The 25721-nt window shown below is 50.4% G+C and carries 22 protein-coding genes and 1 other annotated feature; of the genes, 18 read left to right on the forward strand and 4 right to left on the reverse strand.

Translation table 11 applies throughout. The features are described 5' to 3' along the window. Nucleotides 1-29 precede the first annotated feature (29 nt). The 8 genes from F3H97_RS02085 (at nt 30) to yajC (ending at nt 7588) form a co-directional block, all read left to right on the forward strand. On the forward strand, nt 30-1463 hold the full coding sequence (locus tag F3H97_RS02085) for an L-aspartate oxidase (protein ID WP_196430439.1): 1434 nt from the start codon (nt 30-32) through the stop codon (nt 1461-1463). Continuing rightward, on the forward strand, nt 1417-2286 hold the full coding sequence (gene nadC, locus F3H97_RS02090) for a carboxylating nicotinate-nucleotide diphosphorylase (protein WP_196430440.1): 870 nt from the start codon (nt 1417-1419) through the stop codon (nt 2284-2286). Before F3H97_RS02085 ends, nadC begins: the two co-directional genes overlap by 47 nt. Next, nucleotides 2249-3328, forward strand: coding sequence for a quinolinate synthase NadA (gene nadA, locus F3H97_RS02095; protein ID WP_159561996.1), 1080 nt, complete (start codon nt 2249-2251; stop codon nt 3326-3328). The genes nadC and nadA overlap by 38 nt, the downstream gene beginning before the upstream one ends. 93 nt (nt 3329-3421) lie before the next feature. Beyond that, nucleotides 3422-4009, forward strand: coding sequence for a Holliday junction branch migration protein RuvA (ruvA, locus tag F3H97_RS02100; protein WP_074037474.1), 588 nt, complete (start codon nt 3422-3424; stop codon nt 4007-4009). 10 nt (nt 4010-4019) lie between these two features. Then, a complete protein-coding gene (ruvB, locus tag F3H97_RS02105; RefSeq protein WP_196430441.1) occupies nt 4020-5021 on the forward strand; it encodes a Holliday junction branch migration DNA helicase RuvB in 1002 nt (333 codons plus the stop codon). A 3-nt stretch (nt 5022-5024) separates the two neighbouring features. Continuing rightward, the gene (queA, locus tag F3H97_RS02110) at nt 5025-6083 is read left to right on the forward strand and encodes a tRNA preQ1(34) S-adenosylmethionine ribosyltransferase-isomerase QueA (RefSeq protein ID WP_015881168.1); all 1059 of its coding nucleotides are present in this window, start codon (nt 5025-5027) and stop codon (nt 6081-6083) included. After that, nucleotides 6080-7225 (forward strand): tRNA guanosine(34) transglycosylase Tgt, encoded by a 1146-nt coding sequence (gene tgt / locus F3H97_RS02115; protein WP_196430442.1) that lies wholly within the window; start codon nt 6080-6082, stop codon nt 7223-7225. Before queA ends, tgt begins: the two co-directional genes overlap by 4 nt. Nucleotides 7226-7309: 84 nt before the next feature. Continuing rightward, nucleotides 7310-7588: a preprotein translocase subunit YajC gene (gene yajC / locus F3H97_RS02120; protein WP_026826452.1), complete on the forward strand. Its 279-nt coding sequence runs from the start codon at nt 7310-7312 to the stop codon at nt 7586-7588. Nucleotides 7589-7613: 25 nt separating this feature from the next. On the opposite strand, the gene F3H97_RS02125 is transcribed toward yajC, so the two are convergent. Further along, on the reverse strand, nt 7614-8765 hold the full coding sequence (locus tag F3H97_RS02125) for an NAD(P)-binding domain-containing protein (RefSeq protein WP_196430443.1): 1152 nt from the start codon (nt 8763-8765) through the stop codon (nt 7614-7616). 180 nt (nt 8766-8945) lie between these two features. On the opposite strand from F3H97_RS02125, the gene F3H97_RS02130 reads away from it, so the two are divergent. Then, nucleotides 8946-10718 carry a methyl-accepting chemotaxis protein gene (locus F3H97_RS02130; RefSeq protein ID WP_196430444.1) on the forward strand — a complete coding sequence of 591 codons (1773 nt, stop codon included), beginning with the start codon at nt 8946-8948 and terminating at the stop codon, nt 10716-10718. Nucleotides 10719-10753: 35 nt separating this feature from the next. On the opposite strand, the gene zupT is transcribed toward F3H97_RS02130, so the two are convergent. Continuing rightward, entirely contained in the window at nt 10754-11614 is an 861-nt protein-coding gene (zupT, locus tag F3H97_RS02135) for a zinc transporter ZupT (protein ID WP_074037465.1), read from the reverse strand. A gap of 211 nt (nt 11615-11825) precedes the next feature. Here zupT and secD point away from each other — a divergent pair, with 211 nt between their 5' ends. The 8 genes from secD to aspS all read left to right on the forward strand — a co-directional run bounded on the left by secD (nt 11826) and on the right by aspS (nt 23161). Beyond that, on the forward strand, nt 11826-13127 hold the full coding sequence (secD, locus tag F3H97_RS02140) for a protein translocase subunit SecD (RefSeq protein WP_196430445.1): 1302 nt from the start codon (nt 11826-11828) through the stop codon (nt 13125-13127). Beyond that, the gene (gene secF / locus F3H97_RS02145) at nt 13117-14043 is read left to right on the forward strand and encodes a protein translocase subunit SecF (protein WP_196430446.1); all 927 of its coding nucleotides are present in this window, start codon (nt 13117-13119) and stop codon (nt 14041-14043) included. The genes secD and secF overlap by 11 nt, the downstream gene beginning before the upstream one ends. Before the next feature lie 99 nt (nt 14044-14142). Then, on the forward strand, nt 14143-16437 hold the full coding sequence (recJ, locus tag F3H97_RS02150; protein ID WP_196430447.1) for a single-stranded-DNA-specific exonuclease RecJ: 2295 nt from the start codon (nt 14143-14145) through the stop codon (nt 16435-16437). Nucleotide 16438: 1 nt separating this feature from the next. Continuing rightward, nucleotides 16439-16957: an adenine phosphoribosyltransferase gene (locus F3H97_RS02155; protein WP_074037462.1), complete on the forward strand. Its 519-nt coding sequence runs from the start codon at nt 16439-16441 to the stop codon at nt 16955-16957. Between the two features lie 188 nt (nt 16958-17145). Then, nucleotides 17146-19335: a RelA/SpoT family protein gene (locus F3H97_RS02160; RefSeq protein ID WP_074037461.1), complete on the forward strand. Its 2190-nt coding sequence runs from the start codon at nt 17146-17148 to the stop codon at nt 19333-19335. A 16-nt stretch (nt 19336-19351) separates the two neighbouring features. Then, on the forward strand, nt 19352-19795 hold the full coding sequence (dtd, locus tag F3H97_RS02165) for a D-aminoacyl-tRNA deacylase (protein ID WP_031421442.1): 444 nt from the start codon (nt 19352-19354) through the stop codon (nt 19793-19795). Between the two features lie 38 nt (nt 19796-19833). After that, nucleotides 19834-20068, forward strand: a binding site (T-box leader). 43 nt (nt 20069-20111) lie between these two features. Beyond that, nucleotides 20112-21392, forward strand: a complete 1281-nt coding sequence (gene hisS, locus F3H97_RS02170; protein ID WP_074037952.1) for a histidine--tRNA ligase — start codon at nt 20112-20114, stop codon at nt 21390-21392. After that, nucleotides 21389-23161, forward strand: coding sequence for an aspartate--tRNA ligase (gene aspS, locus F3H97_RS02175; RefSeq protein ID WP_196430449.1), 1773 nt, complete (start codon nt 21389-21391; stop codon nt 23159-23161). The genes hisS and aspS overlap by 4 nt, the downstream gene beginning before the upstream one ends. Before the next feature lie 108 nt (nt 23162-23269). Here aspS and F3H97_RS02180 read toward each other — a convergent pair whose 3' ends face one another. Next, on the reverse strand, nt 23270-23491 hold the full coding sequence (locus tag F3H97_RS02180; protein ID WP_143180248.1) for a hypothetical protein: 222 nt from the start codon (nt 23489-23491) through the stop codon (nt 23270-23272). Then, nucleotides 23464-23814: an iron-sulfur cluster biosynthesis family protein gene (locus F3H97_RS02185; protein ID WP_015881180.1), complete on the reverse strand. Its 351-nt coding sequence runs from the start codon at nt 23812-23814 to the stop codon at nt 23464-23466. The genes F3H97_RS02180 and F3H97_RS02185 overlap by 28 nt, the downstream gene beginning before the upstream one ends. A gap of 119 nt (nt 23815-23933) precedes the next feature. Here F3H97_RS02185 and F3H97_RS02190 point away from each other — a divergent pair, with 119 nt between their 5' ends. Continuing rightward, nucleotides 23934-25646, forward strand: coding sequence for an ABC transporter ATP-binding protein (locus tag F3H97_RS02190; RefSeq protein ID WP_196430450.1), 1713 nt, complete (start codon nt 23934-23936; stop codon nt 25644-25646). Nucleotides 25647-25721 lie beyond the last annotated feature (75 nt).

Raw genomic sequence — 25721 nt, forward strand, 5'->3', positions numbered from 1 at the left:
ATTACATATGAAAAACAGGTGATGTACAAGTGTCTTTACACATAGAGAAAACTGACATTTTGATTATCGGAACGGGACTTGCCGCCGTCGCAACGGCTTTGCATCTATCAAAATTATTCTCCATTCTTCTCGTCTCAAAAGGTGAGATGACAGAGAGCAACTCCGATTTGGCACAAGGCGGGATTGCGAGCGCGTATCTTGAGAAATCAAGTGCGGCCCATAAAGAAGACACGATGCTCGCTTCTAAAAACACATCGTGCGCTGAGCGCGTCGACATTCTCGTAGAAGAAGGTCGTCAAGCGATTGAAGAAATGGAACGATTCGGTGTCCGGTTTGATCATGAAGAGGGGGGCTATGCCCTCGGACGAGAAGGCGCACACCGATTGAATCGGATCTTTCATGTCGGTGGCGACGAGACGGGACGTCATGTCATGAGGCAATTGCGTCAGTCGATGCCTGATAACGTGAACGTATTGGAACGGGTGCTCGTGCACGATCTCATTACGAAAGACGGGAAAGTCGTCGGCGCGATGGCGTTTCGTGATGAAGTGCCCATTCGAATTGAAGCCGGCGCTGTCGTGTTGGCGACAGGTGGCATCGGTGGGCTGATCGATTGGACTTCAAACGCGCGTACCGTGACCGGTGATGGTCTCGTTCTGGCAAATCGATGTGGGGCCAAGCTGACACATTTACAGCGGATCCAATTTCACCCCACCTTACTGGCGACCGAAACGCCTCACCTCGTGACCGAAGCGCTCCGGGGAGCCGGAGCGACGCTCGTTGATGACGAAGGGAATCACGTGATGGCGCATCATCCGCTCGGGAGTCTCGCGCCTCGAGATGACGTGGCACGGGTACTGACGGAACGGATGGGAACGGTCTATCTCGATACGACAAACGTGACACGTCTTCGTGAACGGTTTCCAAAACTTGCTTTGACATGTGACAAACTTAGGATTGATCCTCGCCGCATTCCAGTACGTCCAGGTCTCCATTTTCATATGGGTGGAATCGAAGTGGATGATATGGGACGGACAGGCGTTGACGGATTATATGCCGTCGGTGAAGTGGCGGATGCGGGCATACATGGGACGAATCGTTTAGCCTCGAACTCACTTTTGGAATGTTGGGTATTTGGAAAACGAGTCGCGCGGGCGGTGCGTTTGAATAGGACGGCCATGGTGACGAAGGAGACGCTGGTGTACGACATCTCACCTTTGGCGTTTCAAGCGTTCCGTGCTCAAATTGGAAGATGGTTGACGATTTCACCAAGTCTTGATGAATTGAAAGGTTTCTTACAAAATACCCAAACGTTGACCATGACGAAACACGTGACAAGACAATTAAGTGAACAAACTTTACAACTCGATGCGGCGCGTCTTCTCGCGCAAAGCATCCTCGAAATGGAGCGGTATGATGAACACGATATACCTACGCGAACAGCTACGTCAGTTCTTGATTGAAGATATCGGTTATGGGGACTTATCGAGTGCGCTAATTGATGCACAGGACGAGTCGGTCGCAACGATTGTTGCCAAAGAACAGGGCATTTTCTGTGGGAAGCCAATCGTAGAAGAGCTGGCAACTATGCAGCGGCTTGAATTGGTCTTTTGCCAAGAAGACGGGAGAGCGGTTGTCCCTGGAGACGAGCTCGTCGTCTTGAGAGGAAAGACACGCGCAATTTTAGAGACGGAGCGTGTGCTGTTGAATGTCATCCAACATATGAGTGGGATTGCGACGATGACACGACAGTGCGTGGACGCGTTACACGATGACTCGATTCACGTGACCGATACACGGAAGACGACTCCGGGACTTCGGATGATTGAGAAGTACGCCGTACGTGTCGGAGGGGGATACAATCACCGTCTAAGACTCGATGACGCCGTCATGATCAAAGACAATCATATCGTCGCACTTGGTGGCGTGACGAATGCGATTCAAGTCGCGCGTGAGCGTGTCGGTCATACGACCCCGATTGAAGTCGAGGTCGAGTCGTTCGAACATCTGATGGAGGCGGTTCAAGCCGATCCGGACATCGTGATGCTTGATAATCGGACGCCAGATGAATTGAGGGAATGGGTCCGTCATATACCGACACACATCAAAATTGAAGTGTCTGGTGGGATCACACTCGACACGATTGACGATTATCGAGGCATTCGCATCGATGTCATCTCGCTCGGTCAATTGACTCATTCGGTCCGCGCGTTCGATTGCAGTTTGAATTTACAAGGAGGAATGAAAGATGCAACTACTCGGAACACTCCCACCGACGTACGCTAACCTGTCAGTGGAGGAGATGGAGACTCGGATTCAGGCGGTCAAAGACCGACTCGGGACTCGTCTCTTTTTACCGGCCCATCATTATCAAAAAGACGAGGTCGTTCAATTCGCGGACGCGACAGGAGATTCGCTCCAGCTCGCACGACTCGCAGAACAGATGAGCGAAGCCGAATTCATCGTCTTTTGTGGTGTCCACTTCATGGCAGAGACGGCAGACATGTTGACACGGGACGACCAGATTGTCGTCTTACCTGATATGCGTGCCGGCTGTTCGATGGCAGACATGGCCGATATCGATCAGACGGAGATTGCTTGGGAAGAACTGACGGAACGATTTGGAGAGGACATCATCCCCATTACATACGTCAATTCAACAGCGGCCATCAAAGCGTTCGTTGGTCGTCACGGTGGGGCGACCGTCACATCGTCGAACGCCCATGAAATCGTCCGGTGGGCGCTTGAGGCAGGTGAACGCATCTTGTTCCTACCCGATCAGCATCTCGGGCGGAACACGGCGTTCGACCTCGGCATTCCGCTCGAGGCGATGGCTGTTTGGGATCCGCTCCGTGAAGAATTGGTCTCAGAAGGCGATGACGATCAAGTGAAAGTCATCTTATGGAAGGGACACTGTTCTGTCCATGAGAAGTTCACGGTATCGCAAATTCAGGCGTTCCGTGACCGTGAGCCGGATCGTCGCATCATCGTCCATCCGGAGTGTACGTTTGACGTCGTCCAAGCGGCAGACGAGGCGGGATCGACGTCATATATCATCGACAAGATTGATGCGAGTGCACCTGGGACGAAGTGGGCGGTCGGAACGGAGATGAACCTCGTCAACCGGTTGGCGGCAACGTACCCACATCTTGATATCGTCTCGTTGAACCCATTCATGTGTCCGTGCCTCACGATGAATCGAATCGACATGCCACATCTTCTCTGGGCGCTCGAGTCACTCGAGACGGACCCTGTGAACGTCATTCGCGTCGATCATGAGACGACAGAGTGGTCGAAACGTGCACTTGAACGAATGCTTGCACGGTAATCGCTTCAGGACAGGTAAACGCCTGTCCTTTTTTCGTGTCGCCCATTATGGTACAATAAATGCAGTTTTTCCGACCAAAAAGGAGAGTACATCGTGATTGAATTCGTAAAAGGACCCGTCGCCTATGTGTGTGCGGAATATATAACGTTAGATGTCTCGGGCGTCGGCTACAAAGTACATGTGCCTAACCCGTTTTTTTATCGTGAACAAGACGAACATGTAATCGTGTTTACGCATCATTATGTGCGTGAAGACCAACAGACATTATACGGTTTCCGGTCACGTCGCGAGCGTGAGCTATTCAATAAACTCCTCAGCGTGAGCGGGATTGGACCAAAAGGTGCGCTTGCCATCGTCGCGTCCGGCGATATCGACGCGTTGATCGATGCGATTGAAACCGAGAACGAGAAATATTTGACGAAGTTCCCGGGAGTAGGCAAGAAGACGGCCAAACAGATGGCGCTCGACTTGAAAGGGAAGTTATCCGAGCTCGCACCGGATTACGTGCCGAACGAAGGGTTGTTCGCCCAAGGTGCATCTGAACTCGATGAGGCGTGTGAGGCGCTCGTCGCGCTCGGCTACTCTGAACGGGAAATCCTAAAAGTCCGCAAAGCATTGAGCGGAGAAATATTGACGACCGACGCGTACATAAAACGTGCGCTACAGCTGTTACTGAAATAAGGAGGAAGCTATGGACGAACGATTGTTGTCACAATCTCATCAGCAATATGAAGACTCTGAAGAGTGGAGCTTACGTCCGCAGCACTTCGAGCAATATATCGGGCAAGAAAAGGCGAAAGGCAATTTGTCGGTCTTCATTCAGGCCGCTAAACTTCGTAGTGAGACGCTCGACCACGTGCTCTTATACGGCCCCCCGGGACTCGGGAAGACGACGCTCGCCCAAATCATCGCCAACGAGATGGGCGTCGGAATTAAGACGACCGCCGGACCGGCAATTGAACGACCGGGTGATTTGGCCGCAATCCTCTCGACACTCGAGCCGGGAGACGTCTTGTTCATCGACGAGATCCATCGCTTGAGCCGGACGATTGAAGAGATCCTCTATCCGGCGATGGAAGACTACTGTCTCGACATCGTCTATGGGCAAGGGGAGATGGCTCGTAGCGTCCGAATCGACCTACCTCCGTTTACGCTTGTCGGGGCGACGACACGGGCCGGGATGTTGTCGGCGCCTTTACGTGACCGTTTCGGCGTCACGTTGAAGCTCGAATATTACGAAACACATGAGTTAGCGGCCATCGTCAGCCGGACGGCCCAGTTGTTCCGTCTCTCGATTTCACCGGAGGCGAGCGGTGCGATTGCGAAACGCTCACGAGGGACGCCACGAGTTGCAAACCGTCTCTTGCGTCGTGTCCGTGATTTCGCACAAGTGGCTGGTACGAAAGAAATCGATCCAGTGCTCGCATCTGATGCGCTCGACCGGCTACACGTCGATGCGCTCGGACTCGATGAAGTCGATCATCGGTTACTGAGAGCCATGGTAGAGCGGTTCGGAGGTGGACCGGTCGGGCTTGAGACGCTCGCCGCGACCATCGGTGAGGACGCTCAGACGATTGAGGATGTCTACGAGCCCTATTTATTGCAACAAGGATTCTTGCAGCGCACGCCGCGAGGACGGATGATCACACAGTTTGCCAAGTCGCATTTTGGTTATGAAGAGGAAGAGGAGTAAGGTATGCAAGACATTCAATTGAACGTAAACGATTATGATTTTGAATTGCCAGAAGAGTTGATTGCGCAAGTTCCATTGCTTGATCGGACAAGCTCACGCTTGCTCGTATTAGACCGCGAGACAGGGGACATCGAGCATCGCCATTTCCGTGACGTGCTCGATTATTTGAACGAGGGGGATGCGCTCGTCGTCAACGATTCGCGCGTCTTACCGGCACGCCTTTTTGGAGCAAAGCAAGAAACAGGCGGGAAAGTCGAACTGCTCTTGTTGAAGCAGACGGAAGATGATGTATGGGAAGCACTCGTAAAACCGGCGAAAAAAGTTCGTGTCGGGTCCATCGTTGAGTTCGGGGACGGCCTTCTCCGCGCGGAATGCGTCGAGGAGCTCCCAGAAGGTGGACGTCGTTTCAAGTTTGACTACGACGGCATCTTCTATGAGATTTTAGACGAGCTTGGAACGATGCCGCTCCCGCCGTATATTCGCGAACAACTCGATGACCAAGACCGTTATCAGACGGTCTATGCCCGTGAACGAGGTAGTGCGGCCGCTCCAACAGCCGGTCTTCATTTCACTGAGGAACTGCTTGAAGCGGCCAAAGCGAAAGGGGTCCGGTTGATCCCGCTCACACTTCACGTCGGCCTCGGGACGTTCCGTCCGGTGACGGCTGATTCTATCGAGGAACATACGATGCATAGTGAATATTTCGAGTTGTCGGCTGAATCGGCAGCTGCGCTTCGAGAGATTCGAGCGAATGGCGGTCGCATCTTTGCGGTCGGGACGACATCGACGCGCACGCTTGAGACGATCATGCGAGATCACGGGGACTTCGTCGAGTCATCGGGCTGGACGGATATCTTTATTTACCCTGGTGTTGAGTTAAAGGCAATCGATGGATTGATCACGAACTTCCATCTCCCTAAATCAACGCTCGTCATGCTCGTCTCGGCATTCGCGACGCGCGACATCATCTTACACGCTTATCGGACTGCGGTCGCAGAACGATACCGCTTCTTCAGCTTTGGGGACGCGATGCTCATCACGAGGAAGGAAGTAACAAAATGACAAAACATGCAGTCACATACGAACACATCCACACATGCAAACAGACCGGAGCGCGGCACGGAATCGTCCATACTCCGCACGGGTCGTTCGAGACACCGGTCTTCATGCCGGTCGGGACGCAAGCGAGCGTCAAAACGATGGCACCTGAACAGGTCAAGGCGATGGGTGCGAACATCATCTTGTCGAACACGTATCACCTTTGGGTTCGTCCAGGACATGAGGTCATCAAACAAGCCGGTGGACTTCATAAGTTCATGAACTGGGACGGGGCAATCCTCACGGACTCGGGTGGATTCCAAGTGTTCTCACTTGCCGACCTCCGAAATATCCAAGAGGAAGGCGTTCATTTCCGTAACCATTTGAACGGCGACAAGTTGTTCTTGTCACCGGAAAAGGCGATGGAGATTCAAAACGCGCTCGGGTCGGACATCATGATGGCATTCGATGAGTGTCCGCCTTATCCGGCGACGCATGAATACATGAAGAAGTCGGTCGAGCGGACGAGCCGTTGGGCGGAACGTTGCCTCGAGGCACACGAACGTCCAGAAGACCAAGGGCTCTTCGGCATCATCCAAGGTGGAGAATATGAGGACCTTCGTCGTCAAAGCGCCCAAGACCTCGTCTCTCTTGATTTCCCGGGATATGCGGTCGGTGGTCTCTCGGTCGGTGAACCAAAAGATGTCATGTATCGTGCCCTCGAATTCACGACGCCGCTCATGCCAGAGAACAAACCACGTTATTTGATGGGTGTTGGCTCACCGGATGCGTTGATTGAAGGGTCGATTCGCGGAATCGACATGTTCGACTGCGTTCTGCCGACTCGCATCGCACGAAACGGAACGCTCATGACGTCGAAAGGTCGCGTCACGATCAAACAAGCGAAATATAAGACGGACTTTGGTCCAATCGATGAGAAGTGTGACTGCAATACGTGTAAGAACTACTCGCGTGCGTACGTCCACCACTTGATTCGTGCGGATGAGATGTTTGGTCTTCACTTGTGTACGACACACAATCTTCACTTCCTCGTGAAGTTGATGGAGCAGGTTCGTCAAGCGATTCGCGAAGACCGCTTGCTCGATTTCAAAGAAGAGTTCTTCGAAGAATACGGCTACAACAAGCCGAATGCGAAGAATTTCTAAAGAAACGTGTCGGACATTGTGTGACAATGCTTCAGTTTCACGGTATAATGAACCTGATATTGAAGGAAAGGGTGAATGTTACTCATGGAAACACTCGTTGCGTTATTACCAATGATCTTGATTTTCGTCGTATTTTACTTCCTTTTGATTCGTCCACAGACGAAACGCCAAAAAGAAGTACAATCGATGCAAAACGCCCTCGAGCGTGGCGACAGCGTTGTCACAATCGGCGGTTTACACGGCGTCGTTCATCAAATCGAAGACACACATGTCGTTTTGAAATGCGATCAATCGCTTCTTCGTTTCAACCGAAGCGCAGTTGCGGAAGTCGTGAAAAAAGCGAATGCCTCATTTGAGGAATAAGCAAGTAAGCGTCTGACCATCATGGTCAGACGCTTTTTTGTGTGGCTAGAAGTTGGGGGAGGATTCTTCGGGCGGCCTCTTGTCCACCATAGATGGCTCTTGAGAACGGGCCGACGATCAAATCGGCGTAAGGACCGGTCAAGTAAAGTCCAGGCGTCCATTCAAGATGCTCATTCAGGACAGGGGTGCCACATGGAGTGAGAGGTAGGTTGAATTGTTCGATCAAGGGCTGAAGAAATGTCTCTTTCACAGGATGAGGTCTGATTCCCGTACAACAGACGACTTCTTTTCCGGCAAGTTGTTCACCGTTCACAAATAGCGAACCACTGTCGCGCTCGACTTCTCCGATGATGTGCGTCACAGCGTTCGTCTGTATGAGGCGCTTCACTTTTAAGATGAGATCGTTCGGAGCCGATCCCGGTTTTCGTTCACGGGCGATGAATGATCGTTTTGTCGTCCAGTCTTGTTTTAGACGATGGAAGTCATCTAATCCTTTCGGTCCCATGAACTGTCGATCGGCGTCAAATTGACTCACTTCGAGCGGACGTCTCGTCACAAGGGTGACACGGTGACCTTGATTGGCACGCTTCACGACATAGTGAAGTGCTGTGATGCCACCGCCGACGACAGTCACTTGATCCGATTCATCCGATTGGTCTTTTTCGAACACGTGTCGACATTGTTCGTCGGCCCATTCAGGTAACACGACATTTTCCGATTGACCGATCGCGACAATGACCGAGTCCGCGATAATGAGGCGATGATTTGTTCGGGCATGATAGTGTGCGCCATCTTTGCGGAGCGTCATCACCTGTTCATTTCCGAGGAACCGCTCATCAAGGCGATACGCGTTCCATGACGAGTCGGCATGGTCGTTGAACAGTTCGAGCGAAGGACGTCCGAACGTATCTTTGAAATGATTGGAACGATAGGCATAGCGCGAGGCGAACTGTTTCAAAGCATGGGGATTCGAAGAAACGTGATGCACTCGGGTCGAACGCAGGTGCGACATAGAGATGGATGAAGTTTGTTGTTTCCAGTTCGATAACGGGTCAGTGAGACGATCGACAATAATCAAATCATCCAAGCGCCCGCCTTGTTCCATATATGAGATGGCGAGGGTCATTCCGTGTACACCAGCACCAATGATTAATAACTTCGTATTTTCCACAATCATAGAGAATCCTTTCAAAACGTAATTATTACGATTTAAAGTATACAAAGATGACTTCTTTTTGTCAAAACGAATCCGATTCAAAATTTATCCACCTCATTTCGAAAAATCGATTTGATTAATGAAAACGTTTGCACTAATCTCAAGTTGAGAAGAAATCCGAGATGAAGGAGAACGAATGACATGGACGTGAAACGATTGATTAACCAGATGAAGAAGTGGAAAGGATGGAGCATAAAACGAAATGGTACGAAACAGAGAGGACGCTCGTCGCTGAGACGACGTATGTCCATCGCGCTCATTCCGACGATCATTGCGCTCGTCATTGTCGGCGCGCTCGGATCTTATCAATTGAGACAATCGACTGCCGCCTATGACCGGGTCCTCAGTGAAGGCACGCAGGAGATGCTGCTTGCAGAGAATCTATCATTAGCGGTGACGGATGCCGAACGCTACTTGAACTACTATATGCTTGTAGCCAATCCGAAGACGCTCATCAGTCTCCAGGGAGTTCAAGAACAACGAGACGAATTGATGGCTTCACTCAAGGCATCTTCTTCAGATGAGAAGATCTTGTCTTGGTTGGGAGATTTGGAGAAATTTAACGAGCTATTAGACCGTGAGATGAATCGTGCCGTCGAACTTCGTCAACAACAAGACGAAATCGGCTTCAAAACCGTTCTCAACACGAGTGTGACACCGACGACGGATCGGGTACGCATGACCGTGACCGACCTTGTCGAATATAAAGGGGAGCTCCTCGAGTCTGAGACGAAAGCGGTACAAGCAGATGCAGAAAGTTCAATCCTTTGGATGCTCATCATCAGTGTTGGTGGTGTCGTGATTGGGATTCTTTCCTTACTTGCGCTACAACGGCTTTTCCTAAAACCGATCAATCGACTCGGTCGTCAAGCACGCATCATGGCAGAAGGGGATTTGACTGGAGAAGATATCGAGGTCGCCTCAAACGATGAACTAGGAGACCTGGTTACGGCATTCAATGAAATGAAGCACAACCTGGTCGGCTTGATTCGTCGGGTTGGTGAAGCGTCGGACAAAGTGACTGCATATTCTGAAGAACTTTACGCAAGCACAGACCATGTCGCGACAACGACCCAAGGCGTGTCCCGGTTGTTCGAAGAGATGAACGTGGCTGCGCAAGGATCCTCGAAGCGAGCGGAAGAAGGGACGATTGGCGTCAATCAAGCGGTGGATGGATTGAATCAAATCGCTGCGGCCTCACAAGGTGTGAATGAGCAGACGATACATACACTTGAGGCGGCGAACGGTGGACTTGAGACCGTTCAATTGGCAGAGAAACGGATGCAAGAAATTCGCCGTGCCAACGAGCTCACTCAACAGATGGTGAACCGTCTATCGAACCAATCGCTTGAAATCGAGAAAATCACCCGTTCGATCACGGCGATCACGGAACAGACGAACTTGCTTGCCTTAAACGCGGCGATTGAAGCAGCACGTGCGGGTGAGCACGGAAAAGGGTTTGCCGTCGTCGCGGCTGAAGTCCGGAAACTCGCCGAGGAATCGAAACAATCCGCCATTCAAATCCAGACCGTCGTCCGCGACATTCAACGTGACACGGAGCAAGTCGAATCGGCGTTCGAAGAATCGAGCGTACATGTGGAGAATGGGGTATCGCAAATGGGAGAAGTGGCCGAGGCGTTCCGTGAGATCGTATCGGTCATCGAAGAGACGTCCCGTCAAATGAGTGAGATTGCGGCAGCAACAGAAGAAGTGAGCGCCAATACGACTGAAGTTGCCGTCTCTGTTGAAGATATGTCGACAAACGCCGTCTCGACACAGCGAAGCGTCGAAGAAGCCGGTGCGAACGTCGAAGAACAGCTTGCCGCCATTCAAGAAATCAACGGCATCGCTGAAACGATGAGTCACATGTCGTCTGAATTAAAAGATGTCGTCCATGTGTTTAAAACGACATAACAAATGCCCTGACGCGCGCGTCAGGGCATTGTTCGTTACATTAATAGGATTAGACTTGTCGCCATGACAATCATACCAGCAACCATTCCATACATTGAATGATGGGCGTGTCCGTATTCACGGGCGGCAGGGAGCAATTCGTCAAGCGAGATGAAGACCATGATGCCACCGACCGCCGCGAACAAGAGTCCGAAGACGGTGTCGCTCAAGAACGGCATGAGTAACAAGAATCCGATGGCCGCTCCAGCTGGCTCGGCAAGCCCTGACAACATCGAAAGCTTGAACGCCTTCTTCCGTGAGCCCGTCGCATAATAAATTGGGACGGAGACGGCAATCCCTTCCGGAATGTTGTGTAGAGCGATGGCGATGGCGATGGCTAAGCCGACGGCCGGGTCATCTAATGCCGAGACGAACGTCGCAAGTCCTTCTGGGAAGTTGTGAATCCCGATGGCGAGTGCCATGAAAATCCCCATTTTTTTAAGTCGATTTTGTACCTCTGGATGATTGATTGGAGCCGCTTCATTTGTCGTCGTCGTTGCGAGTTCATGTGTTGTCGGGTCATTCTGCATCGACTCGACGAACTTGACTTCGTGAGGATTCTCCATTTTCGGAATGAACTTATCGATCATGCCAATCAAGAACATCCCACCGAAGAATGCGAGAACGGTGTAGATTGTACCCGTATATTCTCCGTGAGCGCCGACGAGTTCCTCGAGCGCTTTCGGGAAAATCTCGATGAACGACACGTAAATCATGACGCCTCCGGAAAATCCAAGCGAGATGGAGAGGAATGCCGTGTTCGTCCGTTTCGCAAAAAATGCGATCATACTCCCGATTCCGGTAGCCAGACCGGCGAATAGAGTAAGGAGAAAGGCATAAATAACTGTGCTGTCCATATGGAAAGACTCCTTTGATGTTTTGATGTTAGCTACATCATACATGAAGTTTTGCCCATGCGCAACATTTAGTCTTATATGCAAACTCAGTCGAACAATCCGTGAAGGTCGTTACAATTTTAGGAAAATGATTGATAAATGTTTAGAAAATTTGTAATGTTAACGAGAGAAGTTTTTATCAAGAACAGTGGTTTAGAAAGGAAATAGTCGTATGTACAAAAAAGGCAACATTGCGATTTTTGCGATCATCATGATTGCGACAATCCTGCTCGCAGTGTTCACGACACCATGGGTCGTCAAGAACACGAACCTCGGACTCGACTTAAAAGGTGGATTCGAAGTTTTGTATGAAGTACAACCGCTCGAAGACGGCGACGTCATCGACGAGTCGGCGATGAATGCAACCGTTCGCGCCATCAATAACCGAATCAACGTCCTCGGAGTTTCCGAACCGGACGTTCGAATCGAAGAAAGCAATCGCATCCGTGTCCAGCTCGCGGGCGTATCGAACCAAAACGAAGCGCGCGAGGTTCTCTCGTCAACGGCACAATTGACATTCCGTGACGTGAACGACAACGTCTTGCTCGATGGGAAAGACTTGGCGCCGCGTGGAGCAGCGCTCAGCTACAACCAACAAGGACAACCGGTCGTTGAGCTGACACTCCAATCGGCCGACAAGTTTGGCGAAGTAACATCCGAGATTGCACAACTTCCACCTCCTGAGAACCGTCTGGTCATCTGGCTCGACTATGAAGAGGGCGACACATATGAGGAAGAAGTTCAAAAAGAGAACTCGAAAATTGTGTCAGATGCTTCGGTAACGAGTCCAATCTTATCGGATAAAGCCATCATCTCAGGTGGTGGAATTGACGCGGAAAGCGGTCAACGCCTTGCGGACATCTTGAACGCAGGGGCGCTCCCGGTCAAACTAGATGAGATTTACTCGACATCCGTATCGGCCCAGTTCGGTCAAGATGCTTTAGAAGAAACGGTATTTGCCGCAACAATCGGAATCATCGCCGTATTCCTCTTCATGTTGTTCTTCTATCGTCTCCCAGGACTCGTATCGATCATCACGCTTGTTCTGTACATCAACTTGATCATGTTGTTCTTTAACGGAATCAATGCGGTATTGACGCTTCCAGGGATTGCAGCACTCGTCCTCGGGGTCGGTATGGCAGTCGATGCGAACATCATTACCGCGGAACGAATCAAAGACGAACTCCGCTCTGGAAAATCGGTCTTATCGGCATTCCGTGCAGGTAACCGTCGTTCCCTCAGTACGATCATCGATGCCAACTTGACGACGCTCATCTCGGCTGCAGTCTTGTTCTATTTCGGACAAAGCTCGGTCAAAGGATTTGCCGTCATGCTCATGATCTCAATCGGGATGACGTTCATCTCGAACGTATTCATCTCACGTTATTTGATGCACCTCCTTGTCTCAAGTCGTCTGTTCGACAAACGCAAAGGATGGTTTGGTGTGAAGGAGAGTGAAATCCGTGAACTTTAAGCTTACTGAATGGAATTACGTGAAACATATGCGCACGATGTTCTTGGTTTCGACGGCAATCGTCGTTCTCGGAATCGGTCTCTTGTTCTTCCGTGGGTTGAACCTCGGAATCGATTTTGCTTCAGGGACACGGGTCGAAGTATTAACGGAAGAACGTGTGTCGCAAGAAGAATTCACGAAAGCGTTTAACGATGCCGGAGTTGACCAAGAGATTTCAAGCGTCCAATATGCAGATGAAGGTCGCTTGGCATACGTGACGTTCGTTGGGCAATTGGGACAAGAGGAGGTCGCGAATGTCAAGACGGCGTTCACTGAACAATTCGGGAACGACCCGAACATCAGCACCGTCTCGGCTCAAGTCGGTCGTGACTTGGCGAAAAATGCTTTGTATGCCGTAGCCGTCGCTTCGATTGGGATTATTCTCTACATCACGGTGCGTTTCCAATTCTCATATGCGGTCGCGACCGTGGTTGCCATGCTCCACGATGCCTTCTTCATGATCGTCGCGTTCTCGCTCTTTGGGATCGAGGTCAACTTGTACTTTATCGCCGCGATCCTGACCATCATCGGTTACTCGGTCAACGATACGATCGTAACGTTCGACCGGGTCCGCGAGAACATCACGTCGTATGAAAAGGAACGAAAAATCAAGTCGATGGACGTCTATGAGTCGATCATCAACAAGTCGATTCAAGAGACAATCGTACGGTCCGTGAATACGGTCATCACGGTACTCGTTACAGCGATTGCCTTGTATGTATTCGGGGCAGAGTCGATTCGCAGCTTCTCGCTCGCGCTCATCGTCGGACTTTTCATGGGGATGTATTCTTCGATCTTCATTGCATCGTATTTATGGCTCCTCATCAAACGTACGACAATCAACAAGAAAAAAGATACGCCGGTCACAGAGGCGTAACAAGTGGGTCTCCCTTCAATCGGGAGACCTTTTCAAATGTCAAGACGGCACATCTTTCACGCGGTCTGCTATAATCTACAATTGATTGGAGTGAAGGACATGTACCATTCGAAAAAACAGTGGCTCTATCCGGAAACAAATCCGGACGACGTCACGCGTTTACAAAACGAATTAAATATATCAGCACAACTGGCGACGTTGCTCGTTCAGCGTGGTCATCAAGACGTAGAAGCGGCCAAGGCATTCTTGTATGCCGAGGATGAACTCGTCTTTCATGACCCGTATTTGTTTGAACAGATGGAGAAAGTCGTCACCCGCATCAAACGGGCAGCAGACGATGGGGAAATGGTGCTCATCTATGGTGACTATGATGTCGACGGGGTCAGTGCCTCATCTGTCATGTGGCATGCGTTGACCGAGATTGGTGTCATGGCCGAGTGTTATATCCCGAACCGTTTCACTGAAGGTTATGGACCGAACAAAGAAGCGTTCCAGTGGGCGGCGAACGAAGGATTCACCTTGGTCGTCACGGTGGACTGTGGAATTTCCGGGATTGAAGAAGCCACACTCTTAAAAGACCTTGGCGTCGATTTGATCATCACGGACCACCACGAGCCGAAAGAGACATTGCCGGACGCCTATGCAATCATTCATCCACATATCGACCCGGGATATCCATACGATAAACTCGCCGGTGCGGGAGTCGCTCTCAAAGTGGCGCACGCCGTTTTAGGGAGAATGCCGGAAGAACTCCTTGATTTGGCCGTCCTCGGAACGATTGCCGACCTCGTTCCACTCGACGGAGAGAATCGATTGCTTGCGAAGAAGGGGATTGCCGCGCTCGAGGCTTCAAAACGTCCAGGTATTCTAGCATTACGTGAAGTATGTGGTCTCGGTGACAGCGTATTGAACGAAGAGTCGGTCGGTTTCGCGTTCGGTCCACGCATCAATGCCGCGGGTCGACTCGATTCAGCGATGCCGGCATTACAAATGCTCCTGGCTGAACATGTCGAGGAAGCGCTCGAGCTCGCAAAACAGCTCGATAAGCAAAACAAAGAACGTCAAGACATCGTCAAGACGATCGCTGCTGAAGCGAAAGAACTCGTCGAAGCATCGATGACCGAGGACCGTGTACTCGTCGTGGCAAGTGAGAAGTGGAATCCTGGAGTTGTCGGGATTGTCGCATCTCGTCTCGTCGAGGCGTACTATCGTCCAGTCATCCTCCTTTGCCACGACCCTGAGACGGGTAAGGCGAAAGGATCGGGTCGTTCGATTGAAGGGTTTGATCTCTTCAAGGAACTTTCGAAGAATGAAGATATTTTGCCACACTTTGGTGGGCACCCCGCTGCCGCCGGGATGACCCTTCAGTCGGAACATGTCGCCGAACTACGAGAGCGGCTGAACCGTCAAGCGGATTCTATCCCTGATGACGTGTTTGTGCCACGGGTGAACGTCGACTTGAAACTCTCCGTCAACGACGTCTCGCTCGACTTGATCTCAGAAATCGGAAAGCTCGCGCCGTTTGGTATGGGGAACCCATCCCCTCGTGTCGTCGTCGCAGATGCGAAACTGCGAGATATTCGCCAAATCGGACGGGATGCCACGCATTTGAAAGTACAGCTCGCCGGAGACAAGCGTGAGCTCGATGGCATCGGATTTGGATTCGGGCACGTCGTTTCAGAGATTTCAAAGATGGCTCATATCTCGGTGATGGGAAGTCTTCAAGTCAACGAATGGAACGGAATGCGTAAACCGCAGCTCATGATTCAAGATTTACGGGTCGATGACTTCCAAGTGTTTGACTATCGTGGGAAGAAAAAGTCAATGCAAGAGTTGAAAGATTTGCCGAAAGAACAGACGTCATTTTTATCTTTCCAAGGGACGAACGAAGATTTTCCACTTCATGAAGGAGATGAACCGCTCAACCGTTTCGTCGTTCTGCTCGATCTTCCGGACGATGAAGAGGTGCTCGCAGAAAAACTTCATGAGGGGATTGAACGCATTTATTGTGCCTTCGGTCAAGGAGACTCGTTCTTTGAACGTCTTCCGTCCCGTGAGGATTTCCGAACGTATTATGTCCATATGGCAACATGCGAACGGAAAAATCTACGTGAAAACCTGATTCGTCTGTCAAAAGAGCGAAAATGGTCAAAAAATACGATTCAATTTATGCATCAAGTATTCTCTGAACTCGAATTTCTTGTTACAATGGAAGACGGACTGCCTGGAGTCAATCCAGAAGCACCGAAACGCGATTTGACCGAGGCGCCGTGCTATCAACGCCGGATTGGGCGCCAACAACTCGAAGAGCGTTTCGTATACGCGTCATTGGCGGAGCTCAAAGAGCGGTTACAATCGTTGCGATCGAACAAGATGCAGGAGGCATACACATAAAATGGATTTCAAACAGCATATTAAAGAAGTAGCAGATTACCCGAAGGAAGGAATCAGCTTCAAAGATATCACGTCACTCATGCAAGATGGCGAAGTCTACAAGAAAGCAGTAGATGAGCTCGTCGTTTATGCACGTGAACGTGGAGCGGAGTTGATCGCTGGTCCGGAAGCACGCGGATTCGTCGTAGGTTGCCCGGCAGCGTATGCGCTCGAACTCGGGTTTGTACCAGTACGTAAAGAAGGAAAGTTACCACGTGAGACAGTACGAGTTTCATACGGTCTTGAGTATGGAACGGACATTTTAACGATGCACAAAGATTCAATCAAACCTGGACAACAAGTCGTCATCTTGGATGACTTGCTCGCCACAGGTGGTACGATTGAAGCAACGATTAAAATGATTGAACAACTCGGTGGTGTTGTGGCAGGAATCGGGTTCTTGATCGAACTCGATGGACTTGGTGGACGTGAGCGTCTTGAAGGATACGATGTGTTCTCACTCATCCGCTACGAAGACTAATTTGAACGGGAAGCGACATGCTTCCCGTTTTTGAATAGTTTTTAAGGAAAATAACCTACAACCTTTGACAGGTCGTCAGATTTTTTCGATAATGGTTATAAAAATCACAGAATCTTGAATACAAACTACTACCATGCTGCGACGAATCCGAGGCGATTGGAGCGGTTAGAAAAAGGGTGTCGAATGTTATGACCAAAAAACAAATCGTAAGTATTGAGGATCTTCTCGACGCGCTCGGGGAGTATATGGGTGACGACGATATAGCCGAAGTGAAACGCGCTTACGAATACGCAAAACTTCATCATACCGGTCAGTTCCGACGTTCGGGCGAGCCCTATATTCTTCATCCGGTCCAAGTGGCCGGCATTCTCGTTGATATCGGCTTAGACGCCACAACGATTATTGGAGCGCTCTTGCATGATGTTGTCGAAGATACGGATGTTTCGTTACAGCAATTGACGGACGATTTTGGTCCGGACGTGGCCATGCTCGTCGATGGCGTCACGAAACTTGGTAAGATTAAATATAAATCGAAAAAAGAAGAACTTGCTGAAAACCACCGGAAGATGATTATCGCCATGGCAGAGGACGTGCGCGTGATCTTGATCAAACTTGCGGACCGGCTCCACAATATGCGGACACTGCAGCATATGCCGAAAGAGAAACAAGTCCAAAAAGCGGAAGAGACGCTTGAAATCTTTGCGCCTCTCGCACACCGGATGGGGATTTCGACAATCAAGTGGGAGCTCGAGGATATTTCGTTACGTTATATCAACCCGCAGCAATACTACAAGATCGTCTCGATGATGAAACAGAAACGGACGGAACGGGAAGCACTCGTCACCTCTGTCATCACGGAAGTGAACGGAGTTCTTGAGGAAGTGCATATCGATGCCGACGTGAACGGTCGACCGAAGCACATCTATTCTATCTATAACAAGATGGTGAAGCATAAAAAAGAGTTCAATGAAATTTACGATTTGATGGCGGTCCGCATTATCGTCGATTCGATTCGTGATTGTTATGCCGTGCTCGGAATCATCCACACCCAGTACAAGCCGATGCCGGGACGTTTCAAAGATTATATCGCTATGCCGAAGCCGAACATGTATCAGTCGCTCCATACGACCGTGATTGGACCGAAAGGTGAGCCGCTTGAAGTCCAGATTCGAACGAAAGACATGCACTTCATCGCCGAGTTCGGGATCGCGGCACACTGGGCGTATAAAGAAGGAAAAAATGTCTCGACGAACGGGTTCGACGAGAAGATCGCCCACCTTCGTGAAATCCTCGAGCTACAAAAGGATACGACGGATGCCGAGGAATTCATGGAATCCCTCAAAGTTGATTTCTTTAGCGACATGCTTTACGTCTTCACACCGAAAGGGGACGTCTTCGAATTGCCGAAGGGCTCAGTCCCGATTGACTATGCGTACCGGATTCATACGGAGATCGGGCACCGGATGACGGGTGCGAAAGTGAACGGCCGGATGGTACCGCTCGACTACAAACTCGAGACTGGTGACATCATCGAAATCATCACGTCGAAGCATAGTTACGGACCGAGTAAGGATTGGTTGAAGCTCGCTGTTTCAAGCCAGGCGAAGAACAAGATTCGTCAATGGTTCAAACGTCAGCAACGTGAAGAGAACGTTGAAAAAGGGAAAGATCTCGTCGAAGCAGAAATTAAGAAACTTGGTTTTGAACCGAAAGAGATTATCGATGAACCTGCACTCAGTATCGTCGTCGAGAAGTTCAATTTCGGGAACGAGGAAGAGATGTACGCCGCTGTCGGTTATCAAGGCATCACTGCCGCACAAGTCGCACATAAGTTGACGGAGAAGCAGCGGAAAGAACCGAAACTCGAACTGTCGGAAGCCATCAGCGAATTGAAAGTCAGTCAGGCACCGAAGAAGAAAACGACGGAAGCGGGCGTGACGGTCAAAGGCATCGACAACATGCTCGTTCGCATGAGCCGTTGTTGTAACCCGGTACCGGGGGATGAAATCGTCGGATACATCACCCGTGGACGCGGTGTCTCAATTCACCGGAAAGACTGCTTGAACATTGTCAACGAACAACACCCAGAGCGTCTCCTTGACGTCGAATGGGAAGTCGGACAAGCGAAAGAGAAGAACTATAACGTCGACATCGAAATCACAGGATATGATCGCTCAGGTCTCTTAAACGACGTCCTTCAAGCAGTATCGGCGACGAATACGAATATCGTGGCCGTCAGTGGTCGGGGCGACCAAAACAAACAGGCCCGCATCTCGATGACCATCTCGATTCCGAACGTGAACCATTTGCAGAAAGTCGTCGAGCGCATCAAACAAATCTCAGACGTGTATTCGGTCAGCCGAGTCATGATGACGTGACGAAAGGAAGAGGAACGTGCGTGTATTATTGCAACGAGTGAAAGAAGCATCGGTCACAGTCGAGGAAGAAGTCGTCGGGGCAATCAACGCCGGGTACTTGCTTCTCGTCGGTGTGACACATGAAGATACAGAAGAGGAAGTGAACTGGCTCGCCGACAAGGTGACCGGACTTCGCGTCTTCGAGGACGATCAAGAAAAGATGAACTTATCGATTCAAGACGTGTCCGGACAAATTTTATCTGTCTCTCAGTTCACTTTATATGGAGACACGATGAAAGGGCGACGACCTGCTTTTACAAAGGCCGCAAAACCGGATATGGCCGAGACGCTTTATGAAAAATTCAATGAGAGACTCCGGTCGAATGGGCTCGTCGTAGAGACGGGACGCTTCGGAGCGATGATGGACGTCGCCCTCGTCAATGACGGACCGGTCACACTCATGCTCGAAAAAAACGCTTGACAGATGCCGGCTTGATTCGGCATCATGAAGCATATAGTCAAACACCTACGATAAAGAAGAGTACGGTCAACCCACCAGCAAAGAGAGCGATGCCTTGGCTGAAAGCATCGACTGGATGATGACCCGAACGACACTTTGGAGGTGCTCCCTTGAAAGCGAGTAGGGGGAGCCGTTTCATCGGGCGTTAACCGATTTCGAGTGGCAGAGTTTCAAGTGATGGCTCTGCAACGAGGGTGGTACCACGGGAAACTGACACAGGCTCTCGTCCCTTTGCGGACGAGGGCCTTTTTGTATTTTTAAGGAGGGAAATGTGATGATGAAAGCACCACGCGGTACACAAGACCTGCTTCCGGGCACGGTCGAGACGTGGCAATATGTCGAAGAAAAGCTTCGCGACATGAGCGCCCGTTATAACTATAAAGAAATCCGCACACCAATCTTTGAAACGACGAACCTGTTCACACGCAGTGTCGGGGAAACGACGGACATCGTCCAAAAAGAGATGTTCACGCTCGTGAAGAAAGGGAAAGACGAGTACACGCTTCGCCCAGAAGGAACGGCATCTGTCGTTCGTGCGTTCGTGACGAACAAACTGTTCGGAAATCCGGACCAACCGACCAAGCTCTACTACATGGGACCAATGTTCCGCTACGAGCGTCCACAAAAAGGTCGCTTCCGTCAGCTTCACCAATACGGTGTCGAGGCAATCGGTAGTAGTGACCCGGCCGTTGACGCTGAGGTCATCAGCCTCGCCTATTCGATTTACAAGTCGTTCGGACTTCAGAAAATCAAAGTCGTCGTCAACTCGCTTGGGGACGCGGAAAGCCGCAACGCCCACCGCGATGCGCTCATCCGTCACTTTGAGCCGGTGGCAGGCGAACTTTGTCAAGATTGTCAGTCACGCTTGTATAAGAATCCGCTTCGCATCTTGGATTGTAAGGTCGACCGCGATCACCCGTCGATGAAGACGGCACCGTCGATTCTTGAATATTTGAACGAAGAGTCGAAGGCCTATTTCGACCAAGTGCTCGCACAACTCGATGCACTTGGTGTCGCCTATGAAGTCGACCCGACGCTCGTCCGTGGACTCGATTACTACACGCACACTGCGTTTGAAATCATGTCTGAGGCAGAAGGATTCGGAGCCATCACGACGCTTTGTGGCGGCGGACGCTATAACGGTCTCGTACAAGATATCGGCGGACCGGACATGCCGGGAATCGGTTTTGGAATCGGGTTGGAGCGTCTCATCCTCGCATTAGAGAATGAAGGAGTCCTACCTGAACTCGAGACAGGACTTGATGTCTTCATCGTCGCCCAAGGCGGAAAAGAAGTCGAATTGACGGCGACACGCCTCCTACAACTCCTCCGCATGGAAGGGTTCAAAGCAGACCGTGATTACCAAGGACGCAAGTTCAAAGGACAATTCAAACAGGCGGACCGTCTGAAAGCCAAGTTCACAGTCATCTTAGGGGATGACGAAGTCGAACGAGGATCAGCCGCCTTGAAAGATATGACGACTGGTGAACAAGTCGACGTGCCACTCTCGGCCGTCGCAGACAAAATTCGTGAACTATCGGAAGGAGCAGGACAATGATCGGACGCACACATATGAACGGCCGCGTGACAGAGTCACTCATCGGCCAGGAAGTACAATTAAAAGGATGGGTACAAAAACGTCGTGACCTCGGAGGTCTCATCTTCATCGATCTTCGTGACCGCACAGGGATCGTCCAAGTCGTCGTTCGCCCAGAGAACGAAGCGGTCCACCAACTCGCAGAGACGATTCGTAGTGAGTTCGTCCTCGACGTGAAAGGGACGGTTCTCGAGCGTGAGAACAAGAACCCGAACATGCCGACAGGAAATATCGAAGTCATCGCTTCAGAGATCAACATCTTAAACGCTGCGAAGATGACACCAATCCCAATCGGTGACGAAGCGGAAAACGTTTCAGAAGACCTGCGTCTCAAATACCGTTACCTCGACCTTCGTCGTCCGGCGCTTCAAGAGACGTTCCGTCTCCGCTCGAAAACCTCGAACACGATTCGTAACTTCTTGACGGAGCAAGAGTTCCTTGAAGTCGAAACACCGATTTTGACGAAGTCGACGCCAGAAGGCGCACGTGACTATCTCGTACCGAGCCGTGTCCACGGTGGTGAGTTCTATGCACTTCCACAATCACCACAGCTCTTCAAACAGTTGCTCATGGTCGCAGGATTTGACCGTTACTTCCAAATCGCACGCTGCTTCCGTGACGAGGACCTTCGTGCAGACCGTCAACCTGAATTCACACAAGTCGACATCGAAACGAGCTTCATGGACATCGAAGACTTGATGGCGATGATGGAATCGATGATGAGACAAGTCATGGAATCGACGCTCGGTCGTACGGACACACCAGCGAAGTTCGAGCGGATGACACACGCGGAAGCGATGCGTCGTTTTGGTTCGGATAAGCCGGACACGCGCTTCGGTCTCGAACTCATCGACGTGGCGGACGCTGTGAAAGGTGCTGGCTTTAAAGTGTTCGATGCAGCACTCGAATCAAACGGGCAAGTCAAGGCGATCAACGTCAAAGGTGAGGCGGACAACTTCTCACGTAAAGACATCGACAAGCTTCAAGAGTTCACGGCGGTGTACGGTGCGAAAGGTCTCGCATGGCTCAAAGTGACAGCGGAAGGCTTGAACGGTCCAATCGCGAAGTTCTTTGATGAGACATACGCACAGAAGCTAATTGAAGCCACAGATGCAGAAGCAGGTGACCTTCTTCTCTTCGTCGCATCGAAACCAACTGTCGTTGCAGACAGCCTTGGCGCACTCCGCGTCAAGCTCGGTCACGAACTTGGTCTCATCGACGAATCGAAGTTCAACTTCCTTTGGGTAACGGACTTCCCACTCGTAACGTTTGAAGAAGAAGACGGTCGCTTCTATGCGAACCACCATCCGTTCACGATGCCAAACCGTGAAGACCTCCATCTTCTCGAGACAGATCCGGCAAGTGTACGCGCGGTTGCGTATGACCTCGTCTTGAACGGTTACGAACTCGGTGGCGGTTCACAACGTATTTATGAGCGTGACATTCAAGAGCGCATGTTCAAATTGCTTGGTTTCACACAAGAAGAAGCGGTTGAACAGTTCGGCTTCTTGCTTGAAGCGTTCGAATACGGTACACCGCCACATGCGGGAATCGCACTCGGTCTCGACCGTCTCGTCATGATTCTTGCAGGTCGTTCGAACCTTCGCGACACAATCGCCTTCCCGAAAACGGCTTCGGCAAGCTGTCTCTTGACGCAAGCACCGAGCCCTGTCGCGGACGCGCAACTCGAAGAGTTATCGATTCGTACGGCAATAAAAGAGAAAAAATAAGCATAAAAAAACGAGGGTTGCCATGGCAATCCTCGTTTTTTGTATGTGTGAAACGGATTTTGGATTCAACACAAGATGGTAGATATTTAATTGGAACACATCCTCTTGTTAACGTTTATCCTCTTCTCGCTGCATATATTTCGCTGTTCGCTGCAACGCGAAACCAAACGCAAACAGCGAGGCGATGACTGCGGACATCGTATAGACCGAATCGATAAACGCCAGATAGATTCCAAGTAGTCCGAGACCGAAACTCACGAAAAAGAGAATGAGGAGTCTCGGATGTTGTTTCAGTGTCTGTTTCATCGGCTCGGAACGTTCAACTGACATCCTGTGCCGTCCGTCACGAGTAGATTCGAATTGAACACTTGGCCGTCACTCTTCAAGACGAGCGTACGACGGTCTTCGAGGAAATCGATTTTCATCTGTTCATCTAAAAACACTTTTGTCCAGTTTTTGATTAAGATTGGTCCGATGTTTGATTCGATTTCAACGTCTTCCGGAGTCGTCTCGGTTACGTATCGAATCTCAAAGATTCCGCTGTTCCCACAACCACAACCTTCTGTCTCGTAAAAGAGGTGCATCTGTCCTTCGCGTTCGCCTTTCAATGACTCGATTCGTTCGAGGGCACGATCTGTAATGTGTACATGCATGTGTATCACTCCTTACTTTTATTATACGCCGTTTGAAAAAAGAATGAAAAAGGGATGCATCCTGTTTTCCACCTTTCGGAAAAAAGCGTACACTAAATGAAGAGAAGGGGGAAGAGAGAATGATTTCACGTTTTTTTAGTTATTATCGACCACATAAAAAGTTATTCCTACTCGATTTTTCATTCGCAATTCTCGTCGGACTGCTTGAACTTGGATTTCCGCTTGCCGTTCAATGGTTCATCGACGACTTGTTGCCGGGTGGGGAATGGAACTGGATTATCATCGTCAGCATCGGCCTGTTGATTCTATACATATTGGCCATGATGATGCAGTACGTCGTTAACTACTGGGGACATAAGCTCGGCATCAACATCGAGACGGACATGCGAGAAGAGTTGTTCACGCATATCCATAAACAGTCGTTCCGCTTCTTTGACAATCATAAGACCGGCCATTTGATGAGCCGGGTCACGAACGACTTGTTCGATATCGGGGAAGTGGCGCACCATGGGCCGGAAGACTTCTTTATCGCCATCATGACGTTACTCGGTGCGTTCGGGATCATGTTCTCGATCGACCCTGAACTCGCACTCGTCACCGTTGTCGCAGTACCGTTCCTCATCATCATGATCACGTATGCGAATAAGAACATGAACAAGGCGTGGCAAAAGATGTACACGAATATCGGGGAAGTGAACGCGCGCGTCGAGGACAGTGTGTCCGGGGCGCGCGTCGTCCAATCGTTTACGAACGAGGCGTTCGAAATCGGGCGTTTCCAAAAAGACAACAACTTCTATCGCGGCTCGAAGATTGAAGCGTATCGTGTCATGAGTACGTCACTCGCAGGTATTTATATCACGACGCGTCTTATGACGTTGCTCGTCCTTGTATACGGGGCGTACTTGACGTATGAAGGACAGTTATCGTACGGACAACTCGTCGGCTTCATCTTGTACATGAATTTACTCATTAAGCCGATTGAAAAGATCACGGCGCTCCTCGAGATGTATCCGAAAGGGATGGCAGGGTTCAAACGATTCACGCAGTTGCTTGATGAAGAGCCGGACATTGAGAACCGAGCGGATGCGACCGAGGTCGAAACGTTGACAGGTGATATCGTCTTCGACGACGTCTCATTCGGCTATTCAGACTACCGCCAAGTGTTGACAGATATTGATTTGTCGATCGAGGCAGGGACGACTGTGGCCTTAGTCGGGACGAGCGGGGCTGGAAAGACAACCATCTGTTCACTCATTCCACGTTTTTATGACGTCACAAAGGGTGCCATCTCGATTGACGGCATGGATATCCGGGACATGACGAAAGAAAGTTTACGTCGTCAAATCGGAATTGTGCAACAAGACGTCTTCTTATTTGCGGGTACGCTACGGGAGAACATTGCTTACGGGAAACTGGATGCGACCGATGCAGAGATCATGCATGCGGTGGAAAAAGCACATCTCGGCACGCTCGTCGAAGAGCTCGAGCACGGTCTTGATACACAAATCGGAGAGCGTGGACTAAAACTCTCCGGAGGTCAGAAACAACGCATCGCCATTGCGCGTATGTTTTTGAAAAATCCGCCGATTTTAATACTCGATGAGGCGACCTCGGCGCTCGATACGGAGACCGAGGCCATCATTCAGGATTCATTAAATGAACTGGCAGCAAATCGAACGACGCTCATCATCGCGCACCGTTTAGCGACTGTAAGGAATGCCGACCGGATTCTTGTCGTGACGGCAGAAGGAATCGTAGAAGATGGAACGCACGAAGAACTCAGTCAAAAAGGTGGCGTCTTCACGAACCTGTTACAACGTCAACAACTATAAATCGAGGGCTGCCTGATAAAGGGCGGCCCTTTTTGGCGTGATAACAGCATTTCGTGGGTAAATACTTATGGATGA

The organism is Exiguobacterium sp. SRB7LM (assembly GCF_015712685.1).
GTDB classification, from domain to species: Bacteria; Bacillota; Bacilli; order Exiguobacteriales; family Exiguobacteriaceae; genus Exiguobacterium; species Exiguobacterium profundum.

What these genes read in the sequence shown, in the direction of transcription:
- F3H97_RS02155 (WP_074037462.1), top strand. Translation starts at nt 16,439, where the DNA reads ATGGATTTCAAACAGCATATTAAAGAAGTAGCAGATTACCCGAAGGAA.
- F3H97_RS02180 (WP_143180248.1), bottom strand. Translation starts at nt 23,491, where the DNA reads ATGTCAGTTGAACGTTCCGAGCCGATGAAACAGACACTGAAACAACAT.
- aspS (WP_196430449.1), top strand. Translation starts at nt 21,389, where the DNA reads ATGATCGGACGCACACATATGAACGGCCGCGTGACAGAGTCACTCATC.
- F3H97_RS02185 (WP_015881180.1), bottom strand. Translation starts at nt 23,814, where the DNA reads ATGCATGTACACATTACAGATCGTGCCCTCGAACGAATCGAGTCATTG.
- nadA (WP_159561996.1), top strand. Translation starts at nt 2,249, where the DNA reads ATGCAACTACTCGGAACACTCCCACCGACGTACGCTAACCTGTCAGTG.
- zupT (WP_074037465.1), bottom strand. Translation starts at nt 11,614, where the DNA reads ATGGACAGCACAGTTATTTATGCCTTTCTCCTTACTCTATTCGCCGGT.
- tgt (WP_196430442.1), top strand. Translation starts at nt 6,080, where the DNA reads ATGACAAAACATGCAGTCACATACGAACACATCCACACATGCAAACAG.
- ruvB (WP_196430441.1), top strand. Translation starts at nt 4,020, where the DNA reads ATGGACGAACGATTGTTGTCACAATCTCATCAGCAATATGAAGACTCT.
- F3H97_RS02190 (WP_196430450.1), top strand. Translation starts at nt 23,934, where the DNA reads ATGATTTCACGTTTTTTTAGTTATTATCGACCACATAAAAAGTTATTC.
- F3H97_RS02125 (WP_196430443.1), bottom strand. Translation starts at nt 8,765, where the DNA reads ATGATTGTGGAAAATACGAAGTTATTAATCATTGGTGCTGGTGTACAC.
- nadC (WP_196430440.1), top strand. Translation starts at nt 1,417, where the DNA reads ATGAACACGATATACCTACGCGAACAGCTACGTCAGTTCTTGATTGAA.
- recJ (WP_196430447.1), top strand. Translation starts at nt 14,143, where the DNA reads ATGTACCATTCGAAAAAACAGTGGCTCTATCCGGAAACAAATCCGGAC.
- hisS (WP_074037952.1), top strand. Translation starts at nt 20,112, where the DNA reads ATGAAAGCACCACGCGGTACACAAGACCTGCTTCCGGGCACGGTCGAG.
- F3H97_RS02160 (WP_074037461.1), top strand. Translation starts at nt 17,146, where the DNA reads ATGACCAAAAAACAAATCGTAAGTATTGAGGATCTTCTCGACGCGCTC.
- queA (WP_015881168.1), top strand. Translation starts at nt 5,025, where the DNA reads ATGCAAGACATTCAATTGAACGTAAACGATTATGATTTTGAATTGCCA.
- F3H97_RS02130 (WP_196430444.1), top strand. Translation starts at nt 8,946, where the DNA reads ATGGACGTGAAACGATTGATTAACCAGATGAAGAAGTGGAAAGGATGG.
- secD (WP_196430445.1), top strand. Translation starts at nt 11,826, where the DNA reads ATGTACAAAAAAGGCAACATTGCGATTTTTGCGATCATCATGATTGCG.
- yajC (WP_026826452.1), top strand. Translation starts at nt 7,310, where the DNA reads ATGGAAACACTCGTTGCGTTATTACCAATGATCTTGATTTTCGTCGTA.